The organism is Mycobacterium sp. IS-1742 (assembly GCF_001500125.1).
In the GTDB taxonomy this organism is placed as follows: domain Bacteria; phylum Actinomycetota; class Actinomycetes; order Mycobacteriales; family Mycobacteriaceae; genus Mycobacterium.
Genome location: NZ_LQIV01000012.1, coordinates 184,204 through 195,247, shown reverse-complemented (window position 1 = coordinate 195,247; position 11,044 = coordinate 184,204). Strand labels below are relative to the sequence as shown.

Below are 11,044 nucleotides of genomic sequence, written 5' to 3'. Positions count from 1 at the left end.
GCGTCGACGAAGTCGCCCGGGAACACACACGAAGCACGGGAGGTCTGATGGTTGCCATCAAAGCGATCCATGACTGGATCGGCGCCCCGGGTACGCTCGTCTCCTGGAATCCGTCGGCGACGTCGCTGGCCAAGATGCAGGACGCGCCGATCAGCCCGGTGCCGGTCAGTTATCAACAGGAGCAACACATCCGGGGTTACCGGAAGCACCTGTCGCAGGGCACCGACATGGCCCGCCTGAACATCCCGGCCTGGGACATGCCCGGTCAGTGTGACCTGCGGGCGATGACCCACGTCATCAACGCCTACATCCGCAGGCACGACACGTACCACAGCCGGTTCGAGTTCACCGAGGCCGACGAGGTCGTGCGGCGCACGATCGGCAACCCGCGCGACATCAAGTTCGTGCCGACCCAGCACGGCGAGGTGACCGCCGACCAGTGGCGCCGGCACGTGCTGTCCACCCCGGATCCGTTGCAGTGGAACTGCTTCCACTTCGGCATCATCCAACGCGCGGACCACTTCACGTTCTACATCAGCGTCGACCACGTGCACACCGACGCGATGTTCATGGGCCTGGTGCTCGTCGAGATCCACATGATGTACGCCACCCTCGTCGGTGGCGGGGCGCCGTTGAAGCTGCCCGATGCCGGCAGCTACGACGACTACTGCCTGCGTCAGCGTGAGTACACCGACTCGCTCACGCTCGAGTCGCCCGAAGTGCAGGACTGGGTGCGGTTCGCCCAGAACAACGGTGGCACGCTGCCGCACTTCCCGCTCCCGCTCGGCGATCCGGCCGAACCCTGCTCCGGAGAACTGCTCACCGTCCGACTGCTCGACAAGCAGCAGGGCGAGCGGTTCGAGGCGGCGTGCAACGCCGCCGACGCGCGGTTCATCGGCGGCGTGTTCGCGTGCGCCGCGCTGACCGATCACGAATTCACCGGTAACAGCGACTACCACATCATCACGCCCACGACCACCAGGCGCACCCCGGACGAGTTCATGACCACCGGCTGGTTCACCGGTCTGGTGCCGGTCACGGTGTCGGTGGACCGCAACAGCTTCGGCGACACCGCCCGTTCGGCGCAGAAGTCCTTCGACTCCGGGCTCGATCTCGCGCATGTGCCGTTCGAGCGGGTGCTCGAGCTCGCGGAGTCGGTGGGTGTGCGGCCCGCCGATCCGGGTGTGCCGATGGTGTCCTACCTCGACGCCGGGCTGCCGCCGTTGTCGCCGAGCGTCATCGCCCAGTGGGAGGGGATGAACGGCAAGGTCTACAGCGACGCGCGCGCGGCTTTCCAGGTCGGTATGTGGGTCAACCGCACCGAGCGGGAAACGACTGTGACCGTGGCGTTCCCGGACAATCCGACCGCCAGGGAGTCGATCAGCCGGTACCTGCAGGTGATGATGTCGTGGTACCTGCGCGTGGCCGACGGTGGCGCAGCCGGACTTCTGGCCGGTCGGCACGCCGCCGCCGTGCGGCGTCGCGACGAATTGGTTCCCGTAGTCGGAGGTTGATGTTGTCGACGCAGATCAGGCCGGTGCGTAGGCCTTTTCGCGGTCTCGTGACCAGAATCGACGAGCGGCCCGATGAACGGCTCTCGTATCTGGATCAGGCGCTGTTCCTCGGCCTGCGGGCGACGGGACAGGCCGCCGTCATGCAGTGCGTGTGGGTCTACGAGCACGCCGTCGACGTCGACGGCCTGCGTCGGTTCCACCGCAACTTCGGCTACGGGTTGGCGGGCCGGCGCATCGAACCGTCGCCGCTGCCGTTCGGCCGGCACCGCTGGGTCTCCTCGCTCGGGCCGCCGTCGAGCATGCACATCGAGCAGACGCCCCGTCCCCGTGCGGAACTGAGCGACTGGATCGACGAGCGCGCCCAGCTGCCGGTGGATCCGGAATGGGGTCCGGCCTGGCACATGGGCGTCCTCCCGATGACCGACGGGTCCACCGCGATCAGCCTCGTGGGCTCGCATTGCATCGGCGACGGAGGCGGCGCCCTGTTGACGGTGTTCAACGCCGTCACCGGCAACACACCGGACTTCGGATACCCGATGCCCGGTGCGCGCACCCGAATGCGCGGCATCGCCGCCGACGCCCGGCAGGCGTTGCGAGACGCCCCGGAGATCGGCCGGACACTGGTCGCGGCGGCCAAGCTCGCCTACCGCAGGCGCAAGGACTTCTCCCGGTCGGACCAGGCGAGCACAGTCGCCGGGCGTGACGAACACGTTGTGGTCCCGTCGGTCTCGCTGTTCGTCGACGGCGACGAATGGGATGCGCGGGCCGCCGCGCTGGGCGGTAACAGCTATTCGCTGCTCGCCGGGTTCGCCGCGACGCTCTCGGAGCGGATAGGTCGTCACCAACCCGGTGACGGCTGCGTGCCGTTCATCATCCCGATCAACGACCGTTCGCTCGAGGACACCCGCGCGAACGCTGTGAAGCTGGCCAACGCCAGGATCGATCCGCGCGGGATCACCAGTGACCTCACCGCCGCGCGGGCGACGATCAAACAGGCGCTCAAGACGATGCGCGACGAACCCGACGAGACGCTGGCGCTTCTCCCGTTGACCCCGTTCATCCCCAAGCGCGCCGTGAAGTCCACGGCCGACGTGGCTTTCGGGTTCTCCGACCTGCCGGTGTCGTGCTCGAACCTGGGCGACCTCCCGCCCGAGATCGGCCGCATCGACGGCTCCGACGCCGAATACGTGATCCTGCGCGGGGTGGACCGTTTCATTCCGCGCTCGGTCCTCGAGCAACGTCGCGGTCTGCTCACCGTGATCGGTGCCAGGGTCGGCGACAAGATGTCGATCGCGGTCATCGGCTTCCAGCCCGGCGCCACGAACACGAAACCCCGTCTGCGCGAACTGACCACCGCGGCGCTGTCGGACTTCGGTCTGACCGCCGCGGTCATCTGAGGGGCGGGTGGGCATGGCGATCCAGACGCGGCCCACACGGACGACGGTCGGACAACCCCGATCCCGCGCCGCCCAGGCGCACGACGAGCGGCTCGCCTACATCGACCAGGCGGCGTACCTGCAGACCAGGGCGACCGGCATCGGCAAGCTCGCCCAGGCGGTGTGGGTGTACGAGCACCCCGTGGACCACGACGCGCTCGGCCGATTCCACGCGAACCTCGACCACAGCCTGCTCGGTAGACGCATCGAGCCGTCCGTGCTGCCCTTCGGACGGCACCGCTGGGTCAGTGCGCCCGGGGGACCGCCCGCGATGTCGCGCACGCGGCCGCGCGCGGACCTCAGCGACTGGATCGACGAACGTTCGGCCGTCCCGATCGATCCGGAGTTCGGGCCCAGCTGGCATCTCGGCATCCTGCCGATGGACGACGGCTCGACCGCGATCAGCCTGGCGGCCTCGCACTGCGTCACCGACGGTGTCGGGTTGTTGCGTTCGGTCGCCGACGCGGCCGAAGGCCGCACCCGTCACCTCGGATACGCCGCTGCCCGTTCCCGATCCACACTCGACGCGTGGCGCGCCGACGTCCGCCAGACGACGCGCGACCTGCCCGAGGTGGGACGGACACTGGCTGCGGCCGCCAGGCTGGGGTGGCGGCGGCGCCACGAGTTCACGAAGACCGGCGCGACGCGTCCGGCCGTGACCGTCGCCGACGGCGGCGATCCGGTGACCGTCCCGGTGATCACCGCGTTCATCGACGCCTCCCATTGGGACGAGTGCGCCGAGAAGCTGAACGGCACGACGTATTCGCTGCTCGCCGGATTCGCCGCGCGGCTGGCCGAACGCACCGGACGCCACCGTCCCGACGACGGCGCGGTGTCGCTGCTGATCGCGATCAGCGAGCGCACCCACGAGGACACCAGGGCGAATGCCGTTGCGCTGACGAACGCGTGCGTCGACCCGGCGCGGGTGACCACGGATCTGACGGACTGCCGCACGGCGATCCGGCACGCCATCACGACGCTGCGCGATGTGCCCGACGAGACGTTCGCGCTGCTCCCGCTGAATCCGTTCGTGCCCAAGCGGGCCGTCAAGCGCGCCGCCGACGTCATGTTCGGCGACCTGCCGGTGTCGTGCTCCAACCTCGGCGAGATCGATCCGGCGGTGGGACGTCCCGACGGCACCGACGCCGAGTACTTCATGCTGCGTGGCGTCGACCAGAACCTGACCCGTGACCAGATCGAACGGGCCGGCGGGCAACTGGTCGTGGTGAGTGTGCGCATGGGCGACGTGATCTCGCTCGGCATCGTGTCCTACCAGCCGGGCGGCACCAACACGAAGCGCCACCTGCGCGACCTCACGACGTTGACGCTGGCCGAGTTCGACCTCTACGGCGAGATGGTCTGATCATGTCGGCGCCCGTGACGCGCCGCATCTTCGAGAAGGTCGGCCGCGGTACCCACACTCGTGGCCGGTTTCGTCATCGCCGCGGCGACCTCGCGCGCGCGGTCGACATACCGCTGGCCGAGCACCCTGCGCAGGGACTGCCGAAGCGATTTGCGCGTGGTGGACGAGAAGCGTTGGTAGTCACCGACACCGAGGTGTTTGACCCGCGACCCCCAGATCGGCTGTTCGGCGCCCACCCACAACACCAGCGTCGGCACCCCGGCGCGGACACCGGCCGCCGTCGTCCCCGCACCCCCGTGGTGAACCACGGCGCGGCACAACGGGAAGACCGCCGCGTGATTGACGCTGCGCACGATCTTCACGTGCGTGGCGTGCGGCAGATCGTCGACATCCCACACCCCCGAGCAGATCAGCGCGCGCTCGCCCAGATCGGCGCACGCCGCTTCGATCATCGCCACCGCATCGGCGGGCGACTTCACCGGCATGCTGCCGAATCCGAAGTAGACGGGCGGTGTCCCGGCCGCGATCCACGACACCACGTCGTCGTCGGCCTCGGTGTTCTTCTCGAGGGTGATGCCGCCCACCAGCGGACGCTGCGGGCCCCACTCCTCGGCCAGCCCGGGGAAGAAGATCCGGTCGTAGGCCTGGATTTCCAGTGCGCCGCCGTCGATCATGCGCCGCACCGCGCGGGTGCCCGCCTTGGGCAGTCCCAGCTCGCGCCGCTGCTCGTCCTCGGCCTGTTTGAGCACTCGCCAGTGCGCCCACTCACCGACAGCCCACACCGGGCCGACCACCGCCGACGGCAGGGGTACGGGCAGCACCTTGGTGCTCGGACGCACCGGGAAGTAGTGCAGCGCCGCCAACGGAACCGCGTGCGCTGCAGCGACGTTGGCGGCGAGTTCCTGGTACGTCGTTCCGGTGAGGATCAGGTCCGCACCGTCGGCCAGCGTGTCGAGCGACCGGCTCATCTCCGCCCAACCCTCGACGACGTACTCGCGCGCCTCCCGCAACACCGTCATCGGGTTCCGCAACCGGTACCACTCGCGGAAGATGTCCGCGTCGAGTTGCTGTTGCGAGTCCACGCCGTAGGAGACCGGGACACCGAGTCCGCATTCCTCCACGAAGGAAACGAGGTTGGGCGGCACCGCAGTCCGCACCTCGTGCCCGCGTCCGGCCAGTTCGAGTCCGACGGCGGCGCAGGGTTCGACATCGCCACGCGTACCGTGGACGGCCACCACGAATCTCACCGGCGCCCGCCTCGACTGCGCGCGTGTAACGACCAGAAGTGCACACCCGATTACAACATGGATTGTTTCCGTGGGTGCTCGGCGATGAGACCGGCGACGTGCCCTGAGCGCAACTGCGTCAGGGGTTTTGATCTTGTGGGCCGTGTAGCGTGAAAATCATGTTCGATCGCACCAAACTCCGTGGTGCGTTTGCAGACGGGGGACTTCCCCTGCTCGGGCGGTTCATCGTCCGACATCCCGTCCTCATCATCATCGCGTGGGTCGCGACAGCCGCGGTGCTGTTCCTGCTCATCCCGCCGCTGGCCGTCGTGTCGCAGAAGAACCCTCCGGAGTTCCTGCCCAAGGACGCGCCGGTCATGGTCGACAGCAGGGAGATGAGCCAGGCCTTCAAGGGGGCCGAGGAGACCAACGCGGGCAACCTGAACGTCGTCATCCTCAGTAACGACAACGGTCTGTCACCCGAGGACGAGGCGACCTACAAGACGCTCGTCGAACGGCTCAAGGCCGACGAAGACCACGTGATCTCCACTCAGGACTTCGTATCGACTCCCCAACTGCGGGAGGTGATGACCAGCAAGGACGGCAAGGCCTGGAACCTACCGGTCAGCCTGGTCGGCAACATGGGCACCCCGAAGGGGCAGGCCGCCTATCGCGCGGCGTCCAAGATCGTCAAGGAGACGACGGACGGCAGCTCGCTGCAGGCCAACATGGTCGGCGCGGCCGCGACCCTCGAGGACATCAACGCCATCGGTGCGCGCGACCAGCGAGTGATCGAGATCGCCACGGTCGGCACGATCCTGACCATCCTGTTGGTGGTCTACCGCAGCATCATCGGGATGCTGATCCCGCTCTTGACGATCGGCCTGGCGCTCGGGGTCGCCAACCAGGCCGTGGCCGGATTGGGCGAACTCGGGCTCGGGCTGGGACCGCAGACCATCGTGTTGATGACCGGCATGCTGATGGGTGCGGGCACCGACTTCTCGATCTTCTTCTTCAGTCGCTACCACGAACTCGTCAGGGAGGGGTTGGAATCCGACGACGCCATGGTGGGTGCCCTGGTGACGATCGGCAAGGTGGTCGCCGGGTCCGCGGCGACCACGGCCATCGCGTTCCTGGGCCTGGCGTTCACCACGCTCGGCGTGTTCGCCACCGTCGGCCCGGCCCTGTCGGTGACCATCGCGATCGGCTTCCTCGCCTCGATCACGTTGTTGCCCGCGCTCATCGTGCTGGCCGGGCGGCGCGGCTGGGTCAAACCCCGCAAGGACCTGACCGGCCGGTTCTGGCGCCGGTCCGGCGTCCACATCGTCCGCAGGCCGGTCGTCCACCTGGTCGGTAGCCTCGCCGTCCTGATCGTCCTCGCGGCGTGCGCGGGGTTCATCAAGTTCAACTACGACGATCGCAAGGCGCTGCCCGCCGATTCGGAGAGCAACCGCGCCTACCAGGCGATGGACGACCACTTCCCGATCAGCACGACGATGCAGCAGTTCGTCGTGATCCAGGCGCCCGACCAGGATCTGCGGTCCCCGCGGTCACTGGCCGACATGGAGGAGATGGCGCAGCGCATCGCCGCGCTGCCCGACATCGACATGGTGCGCGGCATCACCCGGCCGACGGGGGAGATGCTCGAACAGGCCAAGGCCACCTACCAGGCCGGTGAGGTCGGCGGCAAGCTCGACGAGGCGTCGACGCTGATCGAGGACAACGACGCCAACCTCAACCGGCTCAGCGGCGGTGCGCACCAGCTCGCCGACGTCCTGGACCAGGTGCGCGACGGCGTCCTCGGCGCCGTGGGGAGTGTGCGCGGACTGGCCGGCGCCCTCGACGACATGTCACGCAAGTACGGCGGCGCCAAGACGCTCGACGAGATCGACCGGACGGCGACGCTCGTGACGAACATGCGCGACCTCGGCAACGCGATCGGTGTCGACGTCAACCGGATGACCGACATCTACGCGTGGGCCGATCCGGTGCTCCGTTCGCTCGACGACAGCCCGAGCTGCGATGCGGACCCCGAGTGCGTCACCTCGCGTGAGGACATGCGCCGGATCGTCAGCACCCGGGAGAGCCCCTACCTGAACAGCATCTCCGACCTGGGCAGCCAACTGCAGGACACCGAGGGGTATCAGACGCTCGACGAGACCATCCAGGGCCTCAGCCAGAGTCTGAAGACCGCGACCAGCGCGGCCAGGGAACTCGGCCTCGACGAGCCGAACGGGGTGCAGAACAAGATCCGCGAGGTCACCCAGGGCGCGAACACGCTGGCTGATTCGAGCCGCCAGCTCGCCGAGGGTGTCCAGCTGCTGGTCGACCAGACCAAGAACATCGGGGGCGGTCTGGACCAGGCGTCGGACTTCCTGCTCGCGATGAAACGCGATGCCGCAGAGCCCAATCAGGCCGGCTTCTACATCCCGCCGCAGGTCCTCACCCAGCCGGAGTTCAAGAAGGCGGCGAACCTGTTCGTCTCCAAGGACGGACACACCGCTCGCTACCTCGTGCAGACCGCGCTCGATCCGTTCGGCACCGAGGCGATGGACCAGGTCGCCGACATCATCGCCGCCGCCGAGGGCGCCAGGCCCAACACCACGCTGGCCAACGCCGACATCTCGATGGTGGGCTTCTCGCCGGTGCAGAACAACCTGCGGGAGTACTACAACGGCGACATCCGGTTCATCATCATCGTCACGCTGCTGGTGGTGTTCCTGGTCCTGGTCCTGCTGCTGCGCGCGATCGTCGCGCCGATCTACCTCGTCGCGTCCGTCGTGCTGTCGTACGTGTCCGCGATCGGGATCGGCGTGCTGTTCTTCCAGTTCATCCTCGGACAGGAATTGGCCTGGACGGTGCCGGGTATGGCGTTCCTGGTGCTGGTGGCCGTCGGCGCCGACTACAACCTGTTGCTGATCGCGCGAATACGCGAGGAATCCCGCGACGGGATCCGCACCGGCATCATCCGCACCGTCGGCGCCACCGGTGGCGTGATCACCTCCGCCGGCCTGATCTTCGCCGCGTCCATGCTGTCGCTGACGGTGAGCAGCATCGGCACCGTCATCCAGCTCGGCTTCGTCATCGGTGTCGGCCTGCTGCTCGACACGTTCATCGTCCGCACGGTCACCGTGCCTGCGGCCGCGGTGCTGATCGGCAAGGCGAACTGGTGGCCCTCCAAACCCAAGTACGACGAGCGGGTTTCGTCGGTGAACGCCGTCGCCGGCGCCGCCACGTTCTCCGGGCCCCGCGGCCGGGTCCGGAAATGTCTCAGCGACGCGACCGCCGCCTACCGGGGATTCGGCGACCGCACACGCTACGGGGAAAGGGAGATGAGTGGCGATCAGGGATGACGCGCCCGCGCCTGTCGCGGAGCCGACCGCCGGCGCCCCGGGGGTCAAGACGTTGGCCGCCGACGAGATCCGGCGCTGGTGGCACAAACTCACGGGCACCGCACTCGGCCGCGAGCGTCGCTACGTCAGACGTGGCATACGCGCCTACAAGCGGTCGATGGACGACGGGACGGCGGTGCATCTGTTGCGGCGCAACGTCCACCGGGTCGAGAAGGGCCTCACGATGCGGCCCGCTCGCAACCAGTTCGCCACCGAGTACATCGGCGAGACGGTCGAGGCGTTCCGCGACGGGTTGTCGGCGGGCACGCTGCGGCCCGAACGTCCGGAGTTCAACTGGATGTACTCGGTGCTGGACCGCTACTTCTCGGTGACGGCCGAGTCCACGCATCGTTCGATCGTGCAGTCACGCAAGGTCTTTCGTGAAGCAATAGCCACGATCGACCCGGTGACCCCGCAGAACGGTCCGCATCTGGCGGTTCCGCTGACGCCGACGGTGAGGATCGAGGACCTGGAGGCGCTGGCCTCCGGTCGCCGGTCGGTGCGGTGGTTCACCTCCGAGCCGGTGTCACGCGAGCTGGTGGACCGCGCCGTGGCTATCGCCGCCGAATCCCCGACCGCTTGCAATCGGCAGCCGTACCGCTTCGAGATCTTCGACGATCCGGCCAGCACCGCGAAGGTCGCGGCGATCCCGATGGGGACGGACGGATACGAACATCAGATCCCCGGCCTGATCGTCATCGTCGGCAATCTCGGCGCGTTCTTCGATCAGCGCGACCGGCACCTGATCTACATCGACGGTTGTCTCGCCGCGATGGGCCTGATCTACGGGCTGGAGGCGCAGGGCGTCAACAGCTGCTGCATCAACTGGCCGGACATGCCCGAACGCGAGGTCCAGATGCGCCGGTTGCTCGGTCTGCAACCGTACGAACGCGTCGTGATGCTCATCGCCTACGGCTACGCGGATCCCGATGCGTTCGTTCCCTATTCGGCCAAGCGCCTGGTCGACGAGGTCCGGAGGTTCCGGACCCTGTGATCGTCGACGTCCGCGGGGTCAACACCGTCAACAAGGGGGCGCAGCTGATGCTGCAGGCGATCTGCGCGCGCCTCGGCGACCGGTTCCAGTTGTCCGTCCCGCCGCTGATGACCGATTACGCGGTGCGTTCCCGGCTCGGGCTGCGGCAGACGCTGGCCGATCCGATGGTTCCGCGTATGACCGCCACGCTGGGCAACGTCGTTCCGCGGGTGGCCAAGAAGGGTCTCGGGCTGACCAGCGATCGCGAGATCGGCGGGGTTCTCGACGCGTCGGGTTTCCACTACTCCGACCAGTTCCCGGTGTCGTTCGCCCGCAGGCATGCGCTCGCCGGGCGGAGCTGGGCACGGCGCGGGATCCCGAAAGTCCTGCTGCCGCAGGCGTTCGGCCCGTTCGAGAAGCGCGCGACGCAACGCTGGACGCGCGAGGCGCTCGAACAGGCGAGCCTGGTGTTCGTCCGCGACCGGGTCAGCGAGAGGTACGTCGGCCAGTTGGGCGTGGCCACCAGGATCGTGCTCAGCCCCGACTTCACGATCGGCCTCCGGCCCAAGGCCGTGGAGCCGATCTCGGCGCAACCGTTCCTGGCGATCGTCCCCAACACCAAGATGTTCACGACCGGCCGGCTCGACCGGCCCCGCTACGTCGACACGCTCGCGGCGTTCCACAGCGCGGCCGCGGCCAACGGGCTCGCCTCCGTGGTGGTCGTGCACGAGGTGACCGACCATGACGTCGCCGGTGAGGTGGCCCGGCGCATCGGTGCGCCGGTGTTCAGCAGCGACGATCCGCTCGAACTCAAAGCCGTGCTGGGTCAGGCGTCCGCCGCGGTCGCCAGCCGCTTCCACGCGGTGGTCGGGTGTGTTTCCCAGTCCGTGCCGACCCTGGCCTTCGGCTGGTCGCACAAATACCGCGAATTGCTGGAGGATTTCGAGGTCGGCGACCGCGTGGTCACGCCCGACACGGATCCCGCGGCGGCGCTCTCCGGCCTGTTGTCGGACACCGCCGGCGACACCCGGCAGAAGGACCGGCTCCCCGCACTTGTGGAGAAGGTCGACCTCATGTGGGATCAGACGATCGAGGTACTCAACGGCGGTGGGCGCCGGTGACGAGAGGGTAGGGGGGATC

7 protein-coding genes are annotated in these 11,044 nt (G+C 68.1%); 6 read left to right on the top strand and 1 reads right to left on the bottom strand.

The annotated features are described in order from the left end of the window. Nucleotides 1–47 precede the first annotated feature (47 nt). Genes AU196_RS09465 through AU196_RS09455 form a run of 3 tightly spaced genes read left to right on the top strand, consistent with a single transcriptional unit; the run spans nucleotide 48 to nucleotide 4,313 of the window. Nucleotides 48–1,514, top strand: coding sequence for a condensation domain-containing protein (locus AU196_RS09465; protein ID WP_059094843.1), 1,467 nt, complete (start codon nucleotides 48–50; stop codon nucleotides 1,512–1,514). Beyond that, entirely contained in the window at nucleotides 1,514–2,911 is a 1,398-nt protein-coding gene (locus AU196_RS09460; RefSeq protein ID WP_059094842.1) for a hypothetical protein, read from the top strand. The genes AU196_RS09465 and AU196_RS09460 overlap by 1 nt, the downstream gene beginning before the upstream one ends. 13 nt (nucleotides 2,912–2,924) lie before the next feature. Further along, nucleotides 2,925–4,313 carry a hypothetical protein gene (locus AU196_RS09455; protein ID WP_059094841.1) on the top strand — a complete coding sequence of 463 codons (1,389 nt, stop codon included), beginning with the start codon at nucleotides 2,925–2,927 and terminating at the stop codon, nucleotides 4,311–4,313. Here the strand turns inward: AU196_RS09455 and AU196_RS09450 are convergent. Continuing rightward, nucleotides 4,295–5,560, bottom strand: a complete 1,266-nt coding sequence (locus AU196_RS09450) for a glycosyltransferase (RefSeq protein ID WP_059094840.1) — start codon at nucleotides 5,558–5,560, stop codon at nucleotides 4,295–4,297. The genes AU196_RS09455 and AU196_RS09450 overlap by 19 nt on opposite strands. Nucleotides 5,561–5,718: 158 nt before the next feature. Between AU196_RS09450 and AU196_RS09445 the strand changes: the two genes are divergently transcribed. Genes AU196_RS09445 through AU196_RS09435 form a run of 3 tightly spaced genes read left to right on the top strand, consistent with a single transcriptional unit; the run spans nucleotide 5,719 to nucleotide 11,025 of the window. Then, a complete protein-coding gene (locus AU196_RS09445; protein ID WP_059094839.1) occupies nucleotides 5,719–8,892 on the top strand; it encodes an MMPL/RND family transporter in 3,174 nt (1,057 codons plus the stop codon). Next, entirely contained in the window at nucleotides 8,876–9,925 is a 1,050-nt protein-coding gene (locus tag AU196_RS09440) for a nitroreductase family protein (protein ID WP_059094838.1), read from the top strand. The genes AU196_RS09445 and AU196_RS09440 overlap by 17 nt, the downstream gene beginning before the upstream one ends. Continuing rightward, complete coding sequence (locus AU196_RS09435; protein ID WP_059094837.1) at nucleotides 9,922–11,025, top strand: polysaccharide pyruvyl transferase family protein; 1,104 nt, start codon at nucleotides 9,922–9,924, stop codon at nucleotides 11,023–11,025. The genes AU196_RS09440 and AU196_RS09435 overlap by 4 nt, the downstream gene beginning before the upstream one ends. Nucleotides 11,026–11,044 lie beyond the last annotated feature (19 nt).

Bases quoted from the DNA above. Each gene is read 5' to 3' on its own strand.
- AU196_RS09465 (WP_059094843.1), top strand. From the start codon at position 48: ATGGTTGCCATCAAAGCGATCCATGACTGGATCGGCGCCCCGGGTACG.
- AU196_RS09460 (WP_059094842.1), top strand. From the start codon at position 1,514: ATGTTGTCGACGCAGATCAGGCCGGTGCGTAGGCCTTTTCGCGGTCTC.
- AU196_RS09455 (WP_059094841.1), top strand. From the start codon at position 2,925: ATGGCGATCCAGACGCGGCCCACACGGACGACGGTCGGACAACCCCGA.
- AU196_RS09445 (WP_059094839.1), top strand. From the start codon at position 5,719: ATGTTCGATCGCACCAAACTCCGTGGTGCGTTTGCAGACGGGGGACTT.